The sequence below is a fragment of the Streptomyces sp. NPDC043176 genome (genome assembly GCF_056436715.1).
Genome location: NZ_JBWKCA010000029.1, coordinates 40480 through 57685, shown reverse-complemented (window position 1 = coordinate 57685; position 17206 = coordinate 40480). Strand labels below are relative to the sequence as shown.

Annotated in this window: 13 protein-coding genes; 9 read left to right on the top strand and 4 right to left on the bottom strand. The window is 72.6% G+C overall.

Annotation, left to right across the window (positions count from 1 at the left end; all coding sequences use genetic code 11):
• Positions 1 to 18: 18 nt before the first annotated feature.
• On the bottom strand, positions 19 to 2103 hold the full coding sequence (locus AC067A_RS33080) for a hypothetical protein (protein WP_479246697.1): 2085 nt from the start codon (positions 2101 to 2103) through the stop codon (positions 19 to 21).
• A gap of 314 nt (positions 2104 to 2417) precedes the next feature.
• Here AC067A_RS33080 and AC067A_RS33075 point away from each other — a divergent pair, with 314 nt between their 5' ends.
• The 6 genes from AC067A_RS33075 to AC067A_RS33050 all read left to right on the top strand — a co-directional run bounded on the left by AC067A_RS33075 (position 2418) and on the right by AC067A_RS33050 (position 12101).
• Complete coding sequence (locus AC067A_RS33075; RefSeq protein ID WP_479246696.1) at positions 2418 to 3923, top strand: leucyl aminopeptidase; 1506 nt, start codon at positions 2418 to 2420, stop codon at positions 3921 to 3923.
• Positions 3924 to 4201: 278 nt separating this feature from the next.
• Positions 4202 to 5590: a dihydrolipoyl dehydrogenase gene (lpdA, locus tag AC067A_RS33070; protein ID WP_479246695.1), complete on the top strand. Its 1389-nt coding sequence runs from the start codon at positions 4202 to 4204 to the stop codon at positions 5588 to 5590.
• 62 nt (positions 5591 to 5652) lie between these two features.
• The gene (sucB, locus tag AC067A_RS33065) at positions 5653 to 7338 is read left to right on the top strand and encodes a 2-oxoglutarate dehydrogenase, E2 component, dihydrolipoamide succinyltransferase (protein ID WP_479246694.1); all 1686 of its coding nucleotides are present in this window, start codon (positions 5653 to 5655) and stop codon (positions 7336 to 7338) included.
• A 128-nt stretch (positions 7339 to 7466) separates the two neighbouring features.
• A complete protein-coding gene (locus AC067A_RS33060) occupies positions 7467 to 8090 on the top strand; it encodes a GntR family transcriptional regulator (protein WP_479246692.1) in 624 nt (207 codons plus the stop codon).
• A gap of 300 nt (positions 8091 to 8390) precedes the next feature.
• Entirely contained in the window at positions 8391 to 11096 is a 2706-nt protein-coding gene (gene aceE, locus AC067A_RS33055; RefSeq protein ID WP_479246690.1) for a pyruvate dehydrogenase (acetyl-transferring), homodimeric type, read from the top strand.
• Between the two features lie 42 nt (positions 11097 to 11138).
• A complete protein-coding gene (locus AC067A_RS33050; protein WP_479246688.1) occupies positions 11139 to 12101 on the top strand; it encodes a helix-turn-helix transcriptional regulator in 963 nt (320 codons plus the stop codon).
• Positions 12102 to 12141: 40 nt separating this feature from the next.
• On the opposite strand, the gene AC067A_RS33045 is transcribed toward AC067A_RS33050, so the two are convergent.
• Complete coding sequence (locus AC067A_RS33045; RefSeq protein ID WP_479246686.1) at positions 12142 to 13071, bottom strand: SDR family oxidoreductase; 930 nt, start codon at positions 13069 to 13071, stop codon at positions 12142 to 12144.
• 99 nt (positions 13072 to 13170) lie between these two features.
• Between AC067A_RS33045 and AC067A_RS33040 the strand changes: the two genes are divergently transcribed.
• Complete coding sequence (locus AC067A_RS33040; protein WP_479246735.1) at positions 13171 to 13692, top strand: DUF4240 domain-containing protein; 522 nt, start codon at positions 13171 to 13173, stop codon at positions 13690 to 13692.
• Between the two features lie 135 nt (positions 13693 to 13827).
• Here AC067A_RS33040 and AC067A_RS33035 read toward each other — a convergent pair whose 3' ends face one another.
• Entirely contained in the window at positions 13828 to 14622 is a 795-nt protein-coding gene (locus tag AC067A_RS33035) for an SDR family NAD(P)-dependent oxidoreductase (protein ID WP_479246685.1), read from the bottom strand.
• A gap of 120 nt (positions 14623 to 14742) precedes the next feature.
• On the opposite strand from AC067A_RS33035, the gene AC067A_RS33030 reads away from it, so the two are divergent.
• Entirely contained in the window at positions 14743 to 15450 is a 708-nt protein-coding gene (locus AC067A_RS33030) for a TetR/AcrR family transcriptional regulator (protein WP_479246683.1), read from the top strand.
• Here the strand turns inward: AC067A_RS33030 and AC067A_RS33025 are convergent.
• A complete protein-coding gene (locus AC067A_RS33025) occupies positions 15440 to 15940 on the bottom strand; it encodes an N-acetyltransferase family protein (RefSeq protein WP_479246682.1) in 501 nt (166 codons plus the stop codon). The two genes, AC067A_RS33030 and AC067A_RS33025, sit on opposite strands and share 11 nt — an antisense overlap.
• A gap of 38 nt (positions 15941 to 15978) precedes the next feature.
• Here AC067A_RS33025 and AC067A_RS33020 point away from each other — a divergent pair, with 38 nt between their 5' ends.
• The gene (locus AC067A_RS33020) at positions 15979 to 16899 is read left to right on the top strand and encodes a TIGR01777 family oxidoreductase (RefSeq protein ID WP_479246680.1); all 921 of its coding nucleotides are present in this window, start codon (positions 15979 to 15981) and stop codon (positions 16897 to 16899) included.
• Positions 16900 to 17206: the final 307 nt, after the last annotated feature.

Genomic DNA, 17206 nt, shown 5'->3' with positions numbered 1-17206 from the left:
CCCCCCAGAACGTGCTGGTCAGGTGGTCGGCAGCGTGAGTGTGACGGTGCTCTGGAGCAGTTCGGGCGCGGTCCAGGCGGAGCGCGTTCCGGCGTAGGGCGAGCCGAACACGGCACTGCCGAGGAGGAGCCGCTTGCGGGTGCCCTCGGGGGCGGTGACGGGCGCGGTGACGCCGGCGGGTGCCTTGACCGTGACCGTGCCGCCGATGCGGTAGGCGGTGACCTTTCCGGCGGCGAGGGCCTGGTCCCAGGCGGCGCGGCGGGCCAGTTCGGTGCCGACGTCCCGCTGGGCGGGGTTGACCAGCGGCGTGTTGGCCGCGAACAGGGCCCGGTAGTCGCCGAGTACGCGGTCGAGGACGGGGTAGAGGAGCCGTTCCTCGGCGAGGTTGGACTGGTGCACGTAGTGCGGGCGAGGGTCGTTGCCCAGCACGTGGGAGAGCGCGGTGCGGGCCTCCTGCGGGACGATCCGGTCGGCGTAGCCGGTGGTGGTGTCGAGCGGGGCGGGCAGGCAGGTGGAGGCCGGGTTGGACTCGCAGATCCCGCTGCCGCCGTCGGCGCGCGAGGTGTAGATCCAGTTGTACTCGTCGGCCATCTCGGCGGCGGTGCCCACGTTGTAGTACACGTTCATGGGGTGGCGGGGCACGGTCTTCGCGGCGCCGACCGCGCGCTGCTGCGGTTCGCGGGAGTTGTCGCTCGCGGTCCACTTGACGCCGTTGTCGGCGAGGGCGCCGGCGAGGTTGGGGTTGTCGACGGGCTGCTGGGGCAGGGTCTTCAGGCCGGAGTGCTCGCCGGTGACGAGTTCGCCGCGGTCGACGGAGATGCCCTTGCCGACGGCCCAGTCGTGGTTGTCGCGGATCTGGGCGGAGAGCTCGGAGCGGCTGACCCAGAGGGTCTTCCCGGTGGTGTCCTTCGCGCACTGCCAGGGGACGACGGTGTTGTCCTGGACGCATCCGAGGAAGGGGTGGGTGTAGGTGTGATTGATCCACCGGTACTGGGCGCGGTCGGCCACCAGCCGGTCGGTGAGCGGGTCGGTGCCGCCGTGCTCGGTCTTCCACTGCTCGCCCTGGCCGCCGTTGTAGACCATGTCGAGGGTGAAGCCGGAGGCCTTCTGCCAGGCGACGGCGTACTGCGCGTCGGCGACCGTCATGCGGATCGGGTTCACGCCCTCGCCGTCGTCGCCGACGCAGTCGAAGTCGCCGGGGGTGCAGTTGAGCGCGGGGTCCCAGCGGGCGTCGGGGGCGAAGACGTCGTCGACGTGGACGGAGAGGTAGTTGCGGCTCTGGCCGAGGTGGACGCCCTGGGTGAGCCATTCGACGATGCCGCGGGCGAGGGACCGGAACTGCCGCTGGTACTGGTTGTAGGCGAAGGTGACGACGAGTTCGCGGCGGCCGTCGGCGGCGTACTCGCCGATGAGGCTGGCCCGGCCGCCGCCGACGGGGATGTCGACGTAGCTGGTGTAGCCGGCCCGCGGGCGGCCGGCGTAGCCGTAGCTCTCGGCGATCGAGGGGTCGTTGTCCTCGAAGGCGAGGGTCCCGGCCAGGTACCGGAAGGGGCCTGCCTGTCCGGCGGCGGTGACGCCGGCGGTGGCCCCGTCGAGGACGCCGGAGTAGCCGCCCTGGTCGGTGTAGTCGAGGCCGACGCCGGGGTGCGACCAGGTGTAGGCGTCGACCTGCGGGATGCCGAAGGTCCGCTCGTACGCCTGGAGGGCGGTGTGCTCGGCGGAGTCGGGGCCGAAGGCGCTCTCGTGGGGCAGGACCACGCCCTGGTACTTGGCGCGGGGGCGGCCGTCGACCGTGTCGCTGAGGAAGGCCGCGTCGAGGACCGGCCGGTTCGGGTCGGCGAGGTCGATCCTGCGGTACGGGACACCGGAGCCCTTCAGCTCGGCGGTGATCGCCTCGACCGCGCTGCCGCCGTCGTCGACGACGAGGACGGTGAGGTCGATGCGGGGCACCGTCGCGGCGACCGCCTGCGCGGACGGCACGACGGTGGCGAGCAGCGCGGCCGCGGCGAGCACCGCGAGACGGGCGCCGCGGGGTGCGCCGGTGCGGGGCGCGGTGCGGGCGCGGTGGGTGCTTCTGGGCGTACGGATTCGGCCGGAGTCCATCGGGTGTGTCCCCCCTCGCCAGGTCCGCCCGGGCCGTAGCGGGATCGGGGGGACCTGTGGAGATGATGCAGATGATGCAAAGGCGACGGCGTCGTCCTTGCGTGATTGAGGCGAGTGTGGAGCAGGTCTCCGAGCCGGGAAGGTAAACATGAAAGAGACACCACGGATGAGTGAACCGCCGTCGCCGTGATCGAACCGGCTGAGCGAGCGTAGGCTCGTTCTCGGCCCTCTCGGGGCCGAAATACGATGAGGCGGGCACGGTCGGCCCATCCCTCGACCAGCACAGAACTCAATGGAAGCGAGATTTCACCACCGTGACTGCTCTCACTCTCAGCACCGCCGGCGCGGCGACGCTGCGTGCCGACGTCCTCGTCGTCGGCGTCGCGAAGTCCGGCAAGGCGCTCGTCGTCGCCCCGGGCGCCGAGGCCGTCGACAAGGCCTTCGAAGGCCGGCTCGCCGCCGTCCTGGAGACCCTGGGCGCCTCGGGTGCCGAGGGTGAGGCGATCAAGCTGCCCGCTCCCTCCGGCGTGAAGGCCCCGGTCGTGCTGGCCGTCGGCCTCGGCACCGCCCCCGAGGACGGCGAGGCGTACGGCTCGGAGGTCCTGCGGCGTGCCGCCGGCACCGCCACCCGCACGCTGACCGGCGTGAAGAAGGCCGCGTTCGCCCTGCCGGTCACGGCTCCCGAGGACGCCGCCGCCATCGGCGAGGGCGCGCTGCTCGGCGCGTACGTCTACACCGCGTTCCAGGACACCACCGACGCGAAGAAGCCGCTGGGCGAGGTCACCCTGCTCGGCGCCAAGCCCCGCGACAAGGCCTTCAAGGCCGCCGCGGAGCGCGCCCTGGCCGTCGCGGAGGAGATGAACCGCGCCCGCGACCTGGTCAACATGCCGCCGAACGAGCTGACCCCGGCCACCTTCGCCGCCGCCACCCAGGTCGCCGGCAAGGAGCACGGCCTCAAGGTCCAGGTCCTCGACGAGAAGGCGCTCACCAAGGGCGGCTACGGCGGCATCCTGGGCGTCGGCAACGGCTCCGTGAACCCGCCGCGCCTGGTCCGCGTCGCCTACACCCACCCGAAGGCGGAGAAGACCCTCGCCCTGGTCGGCAAGGGCATCACCTACGACTCGGGCGGCATCTCCCTGAAGCCGGCCGGCCACAACGAGACGATGAAGTGCGACATGGCCGGCGCCGCCGCCGTCCTGTCCACCGTCGTCGCCGCGGCCCGCCTCGGCCTCGAGGTCAACGTCACCGGCTGGCTGGCGCTCGCCGAGAACATGCCGTCCGGCTCCGCCACCCGCCCGGGTGACGTGCTGAACATGTACAGCGGCAAGACCGTCGAGGTCCTGAACACCGACGCCGAGGGCCGGCTCGTCCTCGCCGACGCGCTGACCAGGGCCTCCGAGGAGCACCCGGACGCGATCGTCGACGTGGCGACCCTGACCGGCGCGATGGTCCTCGCCCTGGGCGACCGCACCTTCGGCATCATGGCGAACGACGACGACTACCGCACCGCGATCCACGAGATCGCCGAGGAGGTCGGCGAGCAGTCCTGGCCGATGCCGCTCCCGGCGGACCTGCGCAAGACCATGGACTCCCCCAGCGCCGACATGGCCAACATGGGTGTCCGGATGGGCGGCGGCCTGGTCGCCGGTCTCTTCCTGCAGGAGTTCGTGGGCGAGGGCATCCCCTGGGCCCACCTGGACATCGCGGGCCCGGCCTTCCACGAGGGCGCCCCGTACGGCTACACCCCGAAGGGCGGCACCGGCTCCGCGGTCCGCACCCTGGTGAAGCTGGCCGAGCGCACGGCGGCCGGCGAGCTCTGACCGCACCCCGACAGGTACGGCCCCGGGCCCCGCGCCCGGGGCCGTACCCGTTCGCTCGCGACGAAATCCGTAGGTTCGTACGCCGCGCCGACCCCGCCGTACGGACGATCGGCCGTCTCAGAGCACGGCCCCGCGTCCCGCCGCCCGTCAACAAGTGCGAAGATGGGTTCTCGGCAGGACAGGGCCCCCACCACAGGGCCGAAATAAAGCGGCCGAACACCAGCCGCCGCCCGGTCATCGAAGACCGGCGACGAGCGCACATGCATGGAGGACGTGACGTGGCGAACGACGCCAGCACCGTTTTCGACCTAGTGATCCTCGGCGGCGGTAGCGGCGGTTACGCCGCGGCGCTGCGCGGAGCGCAGCTGGGCCTGGACGTCGCACTGATCGAGAAGAACAAGCTCGGCGGCACCTGCCTGCACAACGGCTGCATCCCGACGAAGGCCCTGCTCCACGCCGGCGAGGTCGCCGACCAGGCGCGCGAGGCGGAGCAGTTCGGTGTCAAGGCCTCCTTCGAGGGCATCGACATCAAGGCCGTGCACAAGTACAAGGACGACGTGATCTCGGGCCTGTACAAGGGTCTGCAGGGTCTCGTCGCCTCCCGCAAGGTGACCTACATCGAGGGCACCGGTCACCTGTCCTCCCCGACCTCCGTCGACGTGGACGGCCGTCGCGTCGAGGGTCGGCACGTCCTCCTGGCCACCGGCTCCGTGCCGAAGTCGCTCCCCGGTCTGGAGATCGACGGCAACCGGATCATCTCCTCGGACCACGCGCTGACGCTGGACCGGGTCCCGGAGTCCGCGATCATCCTGGGCGGCGGCGTCATCGGCGTCGAGTTCGCCTCCGCGTGGAAGTCCTTCGGCACCGACGTCACGGTCATCGAGGGCCTGAAGCACCTCGTCCCGGTCGAGGACGAGAACAGCTCGAAGCTTCTTGAGCGCGCGTTCCGCAAGCGCGGCATCAAGTTCAACCTCGGCACCTTCTTCCAGTCCGCCGAGTACACCGACAACGGCGTCAAGGTCACCCTGGCCGACGGCAAGACCTTCGAGGCCGAGGTGCTGCTGGTCGCCATCGGCCGCGGCCCGGTCTCCGCCGGCCTCGGTTACGAGGAGCAGGGCGTCGCGACGGAACGCGGCTACGTCCTGGTCGACGAGTACATGCGTACCAACGTGCCGACGATCTCGGCCGTGGGCGACCTCGTCCCGACGCTCCAGCTCGCGCACGTCGGCTTCGCCGAGGGCATCCTCGTCGCGGAGCGCCTGGCCGGCCTGAAGGCCGTCCCGATCGACTACGACGGCGTGCCCCGGGTGACGTACTGCCACCCCGAGGTCGCCTCCGTCGGCATCACCGAGGCCAAGGCCAAGGAGATCTACGGCGCGGACAAGGTCGTCGCCCTGAAGTACAACCTCGCGGGCAACGGCAAGAGCAAGATCCTCAAGACCGCGGGCGAGATCAAGCTCGTCCAGGTCAAGGACGGTGCCGTGGTCGGCGTCCACATGGTCGGTGACCGCATGGGCGAGCAGGTCGGCGAAGCACAGCTGATCTACAACTGGGAGGCGCTGCCGGCCGAGGTCGCGCAGCTCATCCACGCCCACCCGACCCAGAACGAGGCGCTCGGCGAGGCCCACCTGGCCCTGGCCGGCAAGCCTCTGCACTCCCACGACTGACGCTCACGTCATCACAGGGCGCGACGACCACTTTCCGCAATTCGTTAGGAGCAACTGAAACCATGTCGGTTTCCGTAACCCTGCCGGCGCTCGGCGAGAGCGTCACCGAGGGCACCGTCACCCGCTGGCTCAAGGCCGAGGGTGAGCGTGTCGAGGCCGACGAGCCGCTGCTCGAGGTCTCGACCGACAAGGTCGACACCGAGATCCCCGCCCCCGCCTCGGGCATCCTGGCCTCCATCAAGGTCGCCGAGGACGAGACCGTCGAGGTCGGCGCCGAGCTGGCCATCATCGACGACGGCTCGGGCGCCCCCGCCGCGGCTCCGGCCCCGACGGCCGAAGCCGCCGCCGGTGGCGGCGCCGCCGAGGGCACCGACGTCGTGCTGCCCGCGCTGGGCGAGTCCGTCACCGAGGGCACCGTCACCCGCTGGCTGAAGTCGGTCGGCGAGACCGTCGAGGCCGACGAGCCGCTGCTCGAGGTCTCCACGGACAAGGTCGACACCGAGATCCCGGCCCCGGTCTCGGGTGTCCTCCTGGAGATCGTCGTCGCCGAGGACGAGTCCGCCGAGGTCGGCGCCAAGCTGGCCGTCATCGGCGCCGCGGGTGCCGCTCCGGCCCCCGCCGCGGCCCCGGCCCCGGCCGCCCCGGCTCCGGCCGCCCCGGCTCCGGCCGCCCCGGCCGCCGCTCCGGCCCAGGCTCCGGCCGCTCCGGCCCCGGTGGCGCCCGCCGCCCCGGCCGCCGCTCCGGCCCCGGCCGCCGCCGCTCCGTCGATCGCCCCGGCCGTCGTGACCCCGGTCCCGGCGACCCCCGCCCCGGCTCCGGCCGAGGACGGCGCGTACGTGACCCCGCTGGTCCGCAAGCTCGCCACCGAGAACGGTGTCGACCTGGCGGCCGTCAAGGGTTCGGGCGTCGGCGGTCGCATCCGCAAGCAGGACGTCCTCGCGGCCGCCGAGGCCAAGAAGGCCGCCCCGGCCCCCGCCGCCGCTCCGGCCGCCGCGTCGAAGGCCCCGTCCCTCGAGGCCTCCCCGCTGCGCGGTCAGACCGTCAAGATGACCCGCATGCGCAAGGTCATCGGCGACAACATGATGAAGGCGCTGCACGGCCAGGCCCAGCTGACCTCGGTCGTCGAGGTCGACATCACCAAGCTGATGAAGCTGCGCGCCCGCGCCAAGGACGCCTTCGCCGCCCGTGAGGGCGTCAAGCTGTCCCCGATGCCGTTCTTCGTCAAGGCGGCGGCCCAGGCGCTGAAGGCCTTCCCGGTCATCAACGCCCGGATCAACGAGGACGAGGGCACGATCACCTACTTCGACACCGAGAACATCGGTATCGCGGTGGACTCCGAGAAGGGTCTGATGACCCCGGTCATCAAGGGTGCGGGCGACCTCAACATCGCCGGCATCTCGAAGAAGACCGCGGAGCTGGCCGGTGCCGTGCGCGCCAGCAAGATCACGCCGGACGACCTGGCCGGTGCGACCTTCACCATCTCCAACACCGGTTCGCGCGGCGCGCTGTTCGACACGATCATCGTGCCCCCGAACCAGGTCGCCATCCTGGGCATCGGCGCCACCGTGCGCCGTCCGGTCGTCATCGACCACCCGGACCTGGGTGAGACGATCGCGATCCGCGACATGACGTACGTCGCGCTGTCCTACGACCACCGTCTGGTGGACGGCGCGGACGCCGCCCGCTACCTGACGGCCGTCAAGGCGATCCTGGAGGCCGGCGAGTTCGAGGTCGACCTCGGCCTCTGAGCCTCGGCCCCAGGCGGCCCCCGAGGCGCAACGTAACGAGCCTCACCTGCGGCGCCCCCGTCCGGAAGTGTTTCCGGACGGGGGCGCCGCCGTATTGTCTAAGGGTCAACACTCCCCGAGGAGCCTTCATGACCGTCCCCGTCGTCCACTCGCTGCGCGAACAGATCCGCGAGCACATCGTGGAGGGGATCGTCAGCGGCCGCTGGAAGCCGGGCGAGCGGATCGTGGAGCGCCGGATCGCGACCGAGCTGGAGGTCAGCCAGACCCCCGTCCGCGAGGCGCTGCGCGAGCTGGAGTCGCTGCGGCTGATCGAGTCGGCGCCCAACAAGGGCGTGCGGGTCCGCAACCTCACCGCGGCGGACCTGGAGGAGAGTTACCCGGTGCGGGCCGGTCTGGAGCAGATCGCGGCCGAGCTGGCCGCGACGCGGCTGGCGACCGACTGCTCGGCCCTGGAGCCGCACGTGACGGCGCTGTACGAGGCGGACGCCACGTCCGACGGGACGGCCCAGGTGCGGCACACGGTGGCCTTCCACCGGGAGCTGGTGAAGGCGGCCGGGAACGGCGTCCTGCTGCACACCTGGGAGACGCTGGGCATCGAGGTCTTCACGGCCCTGTCGATCCGCTGGCTCGGCACGGTCCAGAAGTCGTACGCGGAGGAGCACCAAGAGCTCGTGGAGGCCTTCCGCCGGGGCGACCCGAACATCGGGGCCCTCGTGAAGGCCCATGTGCTGGGCTGCGCCCCCAGGGCCTGACCCAGGGTTTCACGCGGAGTGAGCGGGCCCACCGTCCGGTGGGCCCGCTCACCTGTGCGGGCGCCTCCTCATACAGCCGGTCCCACCTGCGGAAACGGGGTCGGAATCAGGCACCGGGTGCCCGTTTTCCTGGCACCCTGTGCCGACTTTCTCGATCTGAAGAGGTTTTTCCCTTCAACCCTTTGATCGATCATCGATCGCCGGTTTACAGTCTTCGGCGGGCCGTCACCCGGCCCTTCGCCCTGTCCTGCCAGACAAGGCCCCTTATCTCCACCCCCATCTGTCCGGAAGGCGGCGATCATGACCGATCCCGTAGGCAAGATTCCGAGCGAGCTCGACCAGCTCCCGGACCGTGACACCGAGGAGACCGCCGAGTGGGCGGCCTCCCTGGACGCCGTCACCAAGGCCGCCGGCCCTCACCGGGCCGCCTACCTGATGCGCCGCACGCTCCAGCACGCCGAGGGCGCGGGCCTCGCCCTGCCCAAGCTGCTGGAGACGGACTACGTCAACACCATCCCCACCTCCGCGGAGCCCTCGGTCGGCGCGTCCGGCGGCGACGAGGAGATGGAGCGGAAGATCACCGCGTGGAACCGCTGGAACGCGGCCGCGATGGTCACCCGCGGCTCCAAGTACGGCGTCGGCGGCCACATCGCCACCTTCGCCTCGGCGGCCTGGCTCTACGAGACCGGCTTCAACCACTTCTTCAAGGGCAAGGAAGCCGACGGTTCCGGCGACCAGCTCTTCATCCAGGGCCACGCCTCCCCCGGCATCTACGCCCGCGCCTTCCTCGACGGCCGCCTCACCGAGGCGCACCTCGACAAGTTCCGGCAGGAGTCCGGCGGCGAGGGCCTGCCCTCCTACCCGCACCCGCGGCGCCTGCCCTGGCTGTGGGAGTTCCCCACCGTCTCCATGGGCCTCGGCCCGCTCTCCGCGATCTACCAGGCGCGCTTCAACCGCTACCTGACGAACCGCTCCATCAAGGACGTCTCCGCGTCCCACGTGTGGGCGTTCCTCGGCGACGGCGAGATGGACGAGCCCGAGGCCACCGCGGCGCTGGCGCTCGCCGCCCGCGAGGGCCTGGACAACCTGACCTTCGTCGTCAACTGCAACCTGCAGCGCCTCGACGGCCCGGTCCGCGCCAACTTCAAGATCGTTCAGGAGCTGGAGGCCCAGTTCCGCGGCGCCGGCTGGAACGTCGTGAAGTCGCTGTGGGGCAACGCCTGGGACGAGCTGTTCGCGCTCGACACCACCGGCGCCCTCGTCCGCCGCCTCCGCGAGGTGCCGGACGCGCAGGTCCAGACGTACCAGACCCGCGACGCCGCCTACATCCGCCAGGACTTCTTCGGCAAGGACCCGGCGCTCGTCGCGATGGCGCAGCTGCTGAGCGACGACAAGATCCTGGAGTGCTTCCACCTCTCCCGCGGCGGCCACGAGCCCCGCAAGGTGTACGCCGCGTACAAGGCCGCCGTGGAGTTCAAGGGCGCGCCGACGGTCATCCTCGCGCAGACCGTCAAGGGCTTCACCCTCGGTGAGGGCTTCGCGTCGAAGAACGCGAACCACCAGATGAAGAAGCTCACGACCGACGAGTTCAAGAACATGCGCGACCTCCTCGAGCTGCCGATCTCCGACTCGCAGTTCGTCGACGGCCAGGTGCCCTACGGCCACCCCGGCGCCGACGCCCCCGAGGTCCGCTACCTCCAGGAGCGCCGCGCGGCCCTCGGCGGCCCCGCCCCGGCCCGCCGCACCCACGCGATCGCGCCGCTGCCGGCCCCGGCCGACAAGTCGTTCGCCGCGTTCGACAAGGGCTCCGGCTCGCAGTCGATGGCCACGACGATGGCGTTCGTACGGCTCGTCAAGGACCTGGTCCGCGACAAGGAGACCGGCAAGCGCTGGGTCCCGATCGTCCCGGACGAGGCCCGTACCTTCGGTATGGAGTCGCTCTTCCCGTCGCTCGGCATCTACTCGCCGAAGGGCCAGACGTACGAGCCGGTCGACCGCGACCAGCTGATGTACTACAAGGAAGCCAAGAACGGCCAGATCCTCAACGAGGGCATCACCGAGGCCGGCTCGATGGCCGACTTCATCGCCGCGTCCACCGCGTACTCCACGCACGGCGAGGCGATGATCCCCTTCTACATCTTCTACTCGATGTTCGGCTGGCAGCGGACCGCCGACCAGATGTGGCAGCTCGGCGACCAGCTCGGCCGCGGCTTCCTCGTCGGCGCCACCGCCGGCCGCACCACCCTGACCGGTGAGGGCCTCCAGCACGCCGACGGCCACTCCCCCGTCATCGCGGCCACCAACCCGGCGGCGCTGACGTACGACCCGGCGTTCGCCTACGAGGTCGCGGCCATCGTCAAGGAGGGTCTGCGCCGGATGTACGGCGAGGCCGCCGAGGGCGAGGACCAGAACGTCTTCTACTACCTCACCGTCTACAACGAGCCGATGCCGCAGCCGGCCAAGCCCGCCGGGATCGACGAGGGCATCGTCAAGGGCCTCTACCGCTTCAACACGGCCGAGTCCGCCGGTCTCGACGTGCCCGCGAACGCCTCGCGCATCCAGCTCCTCTCCTCCGGCACGGCCATCCACTGGGCCCTGGACGCGCAGAAGCTGCTCGCCGCCGAGTGGGGCGTGGCCGCCGACGTGTGGTCCGCGACCTCCTGGACGGAGCTGCGCCGCGACGCGCTGGAGGCCGACGCGGCCCTCCTGCGCGGCGAGGAGCGGGTGCCGTACCTCCGCAAGGCCCTGGAGGGCGTCGACTCCCCGGTCCTCGCGGTCTCCGACTACATGCGCCAGGTCCCCGACCAGATCGCGCAGTGGGTCGAGCAGGACTGGTCCTCGCTGGGCGCCGACGGCTTCGGCCTCTCGGACACCCGTGACGCGGCCCGCCGCCACTTCGGCGTCGACGCCCAGTCGATCGTCGTCGCCGCCCTCGCGCAGCTGGCCCGCCGCGGCGCGGTCCGCGCGACGGCCGTGAAGGAGGCGCGCGAGCGCTACGGCCTGTAAGGGCCCCCACCCGACGAGGCGGGCGGCACGCATGATGGAGTCATGCGTGCCGCCCGCCTCATCAAGTTGGTCCTGCTGCTCCAGTCCCGCCCGTCGATGACGGCGGCCGAACTGGCCGCCGAGCTGGACGTGTCGGAGCGCACCGTCAGCCGGGACGCGCTGGCGCTGTCCGAGGCCGGGGTGCCGGTGTACGCGGACCGGGGCCGGGCCGGCGGGTACCGGCTGGTCGGCGGCTACCGCACGCGACTGACGGGCCTGGGGCGCGGTGAGGCCGAGGCGCTGTTCCTGTCCGGACTGCCGGGCGCGCTGCGGGACATGGGCCTGGACGACGCGGCCTCGGCGGCCCGTCTGAAGGTCACCGCGGCGCTGCTGCCCTCGCTGCGCGACGCGCCCGAGAGCGCGGCGCAGCGGTTCCTGCTCGACGCGCCCGGCTGGTACCAGGAGCCGGAGGCCCCCGAGTTGCTGCCGCCGGTCGCGGAGGCCGTCTGGGACGACCGGATGCTCGCGGCCCGCTACCGGCGCGGCGACCGCGAGGTGGAGCGGGACCTCGCCCCGTACGGGCTCGTCCTGAAGGCGGGCGTCTGGTACCTGTGCGCGCGCTCCGACACGGCCTTCCGCACCTACCGGATGGACCGCTTCACGGCGGTCGCCCTCACCGGGGAGCGCTTCGTCCGCGACGAGACCTTCGACCTGTCGGCCTTCTGGGCCGAGCGGGCCGCGGAGTTCGCCCGCTCGATCCTGCGCGCCGAGGTCGTCGTACGGCTCACGGAGGCGGGAGCCCGCAGGCTGCCGTACGTCACCGACCGCGCGGCCGCCGAGGAGGCCGTCGCGGCCGGAACGCGGGACGCGGCGGGCCGGTTGACCGCGACGCTCCCGGTCGAGAGCGAGGAGGTCGCCCTGTCCCAGCTGCTCGCCCTCGGCCCGGACGCCGAGGTGCTGTCCCCCGCCTCCCTGCGCGAGCGCTTCGCCGACGCGGCACGGGGCCTCGCCGCGCTGTACGACTGACGCCCGGCGCGGGGGCGGCCCGGGGCCTCCGGGGAGCGGCCTATCGGTAGTCGGCGGGGTCCGGTTTTCCCGTCTCGCTCGCGATGATGAAGCCGAAGGCGTCCGGCTGTGATCCGTCCGCGTCGGTGAAGCCGTACGCGCCGGCGAGCTCCGCGCTGGAGGTCGACCGGCCGTTCCAGCGGTGCCGGTCGGGGTCGGCGGCGAGGGCGGCGACGGCCCGGCCCACGTAGACCGGGGACTCGGAGATCGCGAAGTCGGGGGTGTCGGCGAGGGCGTCGCGCCAGTTCTCCTCGGTGACGCCGAAGGTGGCCAGCATCTGCTCGGACCGGAGCCAGCCCGGGGTGAGGGCGACAGCGGTGCCGCCGTACTCCTCCAGCTCCTTGCCGAGGCCGAAGGCCATCCGCAGGGGGGCGTTCTTGGCCAGGTCGTAGAAGAGGTTCTCGCGGAAGCGGGTGCCGTTGTACTCGGCGGTGCCGTCGGTGACCTCGACGACCAGTCCGCCCCGGTGGCGGATCAGCAGCGGCAGGGCGGTGTGCGAGGTGATGGCGTGCGTCCGCACCCCGAGTTCGAGCATCCGGAGGCCGCCCGTGAGGTCGTTCTCCCAGGTCTTCCGGCCGAAGGTGATCAGGTGCTCGCCGCCCCAGACGTCGTTGACGAGGACGTCGAGGCGCCCCTGCTCGCGGTCGATCCGCTCGATCAGGGCCTGGACCTGTCCGGGCTCCAGGTGGTCGGTGGGGACGGCGATGCCCTCCCCGCCGGCCGCCGTCACCAGTTCGGCGGTCTCCTCGATGGTCTCGGTCGCCCGGCCGACCTCACTCAGCCGTTCGCGGGTGGTGCGTCCGGTGACGTAGACGGTGGCTCCGGCGGCACCGAGCTGGACGGCGATCGCGCGTCCGGCGCCCCGGGTGGCCCCCGCGACCAGGCAGATCCGTCCTCGCAGTGGTGTGGTCTCAGTGGTCTCAGTCGTCATGGTGCCCACGCTGCCAGGAAATCACGACATCCTCTGTCCGGATTCATTTCGGACTTTCCGGGTGCGTCGCACTCGCCGGGGCAGGATGCTGGTCCCGTGATGGACGAGACCGAGTTCTGGGAGATCATCGACGCCAGCCGCGAGGACGCCGAGGGCGACCCCGAGGAGCAGGCCGATCTGCTCGTGGAACGGCTGACGCGACTGGACCCCGACTCCGTGCTCGACTACGCGCGCCATTTCGAGGCCCGCTTCAACCGCGCGTACCTCTGGGACCTGTGGGCCGCGGCGGCCGTGCTGTTCGACGGGGCGGGCGACGAGACCTTCGACTCGTTCCGGTGCTGGCTGATCGGCCAGGGCCGGGAGGTGTACGAGGGGGCGGTGCACGATCCGGACGCGCTCGCGGACCTGCTCGGCGACTTCGACGTCGAGATCGACGGGGACGGCGAGGAGATCGGCTTCGCGGCGGACGAGGCGTACGAGGCGCTGACCGGCGCCGAGACCCCCGAGCTGGGGCTCCCCGTGCCGGACAAGGAACCGCTCGGCCCGCCGCTGGACCTGCTCGACGACGACGCGCTGGCAGCGCGTCTCCCCCGGCTGTGGGAGCGCTTCGGGACCGGGTAGCGGGTCCTGGCTCCGGGGGCGGCCGCCGCCCCCGGACGCGTCGGGCGCGGCACGCGACGGGGTGGGGCGGGGCGGCGGATCCCTGATCCCGGAGGAGGGGGTCCCGGGATCCGCGCCCGCGGGGCCGGGGCGGCCTCAGAAGTGGGTGCCGCCGTCGATGCGGACCTCGGTGCCGGTGATGAACTTCCCGTCCTCGCTCGCGAGCATCGCGACGACGCCGGCGACGGTCTCCGGGCCGGCGAAGCCCTGGCCGAGGGCGGGCGCGAGCTTCGCGAAGAGGGAGAAGTCGGTGTCCTCCGGCAGGCCGGGGCCGACGCTCTGACGGCTGGCGCCGGTGCCGTCGGTCATGCCGGAGGAGATGGAGCCGGGCTGGACGGCGGTGAAGCGGATGCCCTGCCCGGCGTACTCGGCGGCCAGCGCGTGGGTCATGGACTGGATGCCGCCCTTGCTGGCCGCGTAGGCGGACATGTAGGGGTGGGCGAACATCGCGGAGGTGGAGGAGAAGTTCACGACGGCGGAGCCGTCACCCGCGAGGAGTGCGGGGATCGCCTCGCGGATCACGAGGAAGGTGCCGGTGAGGTTGATCCGGATCACCTGCTCGAAGGAGTCGAGGCTCGTCTCGTGGGTGTGCGAGGAGCGCAGGATGCCGGCCGCGTTGACCAGGACGTCCAGGCCGCCGAGCGCCTCGACGGCGGCGGCGACGCCGGCCCGTACGGAGTCCTCGTCGGCGACGTCCAGGACGACGGTGGTGAGGCGGTCGGCGGCATCGCCGGCCTTGGCGACGGTGTCCTTGAGGCCGTCCTCGCTGATGTCGGCGGCGACGACCCGGCCGCCCTCCGCCAGCATGCGCAGGACGGTGGCCTGGCCGATGCCGGAGCCACCGCCGGTGATGAGGACGCGGCGTCCTTCGTAACGGGTCAGCTGGTTCATGGCGGCAACCTCTCGATGTCAAGCACGCGGTGGAACGCCGCCACCGTACGCCCAAGTGGCACGTTTTGCCATACCTGCATTTCGTGCACTTCCGGCGGCCGCGGGCGTACGCTTCGTACGGTGAGCACCAAGCCCCCCTCCCCGTCGCTGACGGAGCGCCGCAAGGCCGCCACCCAGCTGGACATCGCGCGTGCCGCCGCCGAGCTCTTCACCGAGCGCGGTCCCGACGGCACCACGGCCGAGGACATCGCCCACCGGGCCGGGGTCGCCCTGCGCACCTTCTACCGCTACTTCCGCTCCAAGCAGGACGCCGTGGCCCCCCTCCTCGCGGGCGGCGCCGACCGCTGGCGCGAGCAGCTCGCGGCGGCCGGCCCCGAGCCGGGGGCCGGCCTCCCGCAGCTCCTGGAACGCTCGATCGCCGCGTCGCTCACCCCCGCGGACGACGCCGCCGCCGAGGGCCTGCGCTGGACGCGCGGGCTGCTGCGCGCCGCCGCCGAGGACCCCGCCCTCCGCGCCGTCTGGTACCGCGTCAACCAGGAGTCCGAGGAACGCCTCCGCGAGGTCGTCGCCGCGCTCGCCGGACCGGGCGCGGACCCGCTGGAGGTACGGCTCGCGGCCGCGGCGGCCACGGACGCCATCCGCATCGCACTGGAGAGCTGGGCGGAGGCGGACACGGCACCGGACGCCGTGGGCCCGCCGGACGCCGGGGCCCCGCCGGACGCGGGGGCGACGCCGGAGACGGAGGCGTCCCCGGCCGCCCTCGCGGTCCGGTGTCTGCGCGAACTGACGGGCGGGATGAGGCTGTTCGGCCCGGGCGTCAGCGCATGAGGGACCGGCCCATGAGGACGTCGTCCACGTACTCCCCGTCGAGGAGGAACTCCCCCGGCAGCACGCCCTCGACGGCGAAGCCCTCGGAAGCGTAGAGCGCGCGGGCCGGCGCGTTGTGGCCGAGCACGCGCAGCGTGATCCGGAGGGCCCCGTCCTCCCTGGCCCGGTCCATCGCGGCCCGCAGGAGCGCCCTGGCGACCCCCCGCCCCCGGGCGGACCCGGCGACGACCAGGCCCTGGATCTGCCGGACGTGGGCGTTGGCGGCGAGCGGGGTCGGCGCGACCACCCGCACGTAGCCGACGAGCGCCTCCCCGCGCACCGCGACCAGGTAGTCCCCCGGCGGGTGACGCTCGTCGAAGAAGGGCGCGTACGGCTCCGCCGGGGCGGGCTGCACGGCGTGGAGGGTGGACCAGGCCGCCCGGTCGAGGGCGGCGAGGACGTCCTCGTCGTCGGGTCCCGCGGCACGTATCTGCGTCTCCGGCACGATCATGACGGCCACTGTGCCACCCACCGGGCGGGAAGGGCAGGATGGTGACCATGCAGCGTTCCGCAACCCGCAAGCGTGTCGCCGTCACCGGCGCCTCCGGGCTCATCGGCTCCGCCCTCGTCCGCTCCCTGCGCGCCGACGGCCACGACGTCCTCCGCCTCGTCCGCCGCCCTGCCCGGACCGCCGACGAGGTCGAGTGGGACCCCGGGCGGCTGTACGTCGACGCCGCCGGGCTCGTCGGCGTCGACTCCGTCGTCCACCTCGCGGGCGCCGGGGTCGGCGAGCGCCGCTGGACCGAGGCGTACAAGCAGGAGATCCGGGACAGCCGCGTGCTCGGCACGACGGCGATCTCCCAGGCCCTCGCCTCCCTCGCGGACCCGCCGGAGAGCCTCGTCTGCGGCACGGCGCTCGGCTGGTACGGGGACACCGGCGACCGCGCCGTCGACGAGAGCGCGCCCGCCGGCACCGGCTTCCTGCCGTCCGTGTGCGTCGAGTGGGAGGCCGCCGCGGCCCCCGCCGAAGAGGCCGGCATCCGTGTCACCTACGCCCGCACGGGCCTGGTCGTGGCGCGCGAGGGGGGCGCCTGGGGGCGGCTGTTCCCCCTCTTCCGCGCCGGGCTCGGCGGGCGGATGGGCGACGGCCGCCAGTACTGGTCCTACATCTCCCTCCACGACGAGGTCGCCGCCCTCCGCCACCTCGTCGACACCCCCTCCGTCACCGGCCCGGTGAACCTCACGGCCCCCGACCCGGTCACCAACCGCGAGGTCACCGCCGCGATGGGCCGCGTCCTGCGCCGCCCGACGTTCTGCACCGTCCCCGCCGCGGCCCTCAAGGTCGTCCTGGGCGACTTCGCCCAGGACGTGCTGGGCAGTCAGCGGGTGCTTCCCGCCCGCCTGTTGGAGTCCGGCTTCGACTTCGCCTTCCCCACCATCGACGACTCCATCCGCGCGGCGACCGGCTGACCCGAGGGGCCCCGGAACCACGGCTCGTGCCGCCGGACGCCCGTACGTCGGCCTGCCCCGGCGCGGCCGCCGGGCGGCCGGGCGGGCGCGCCCGTGCGGCACCGGCGACCGCAGCCCGCGGCCCCCGTGGCCGTACCCCCGCGCGAGAGGGGTCCGCGGTGGCGGCGGTCCCCGTGCGCCTCGGCCGCACGCCCCTGTGCTCCCCCGTGCCGCAGGCACCCCGGTGCGCGCGGCTGGCAGGCGTGGGAGCGCTGCCTAGGCTCGACCCGAACGGCGAACTCGGGCATTCCGGAGGCCCGTTGGGGGC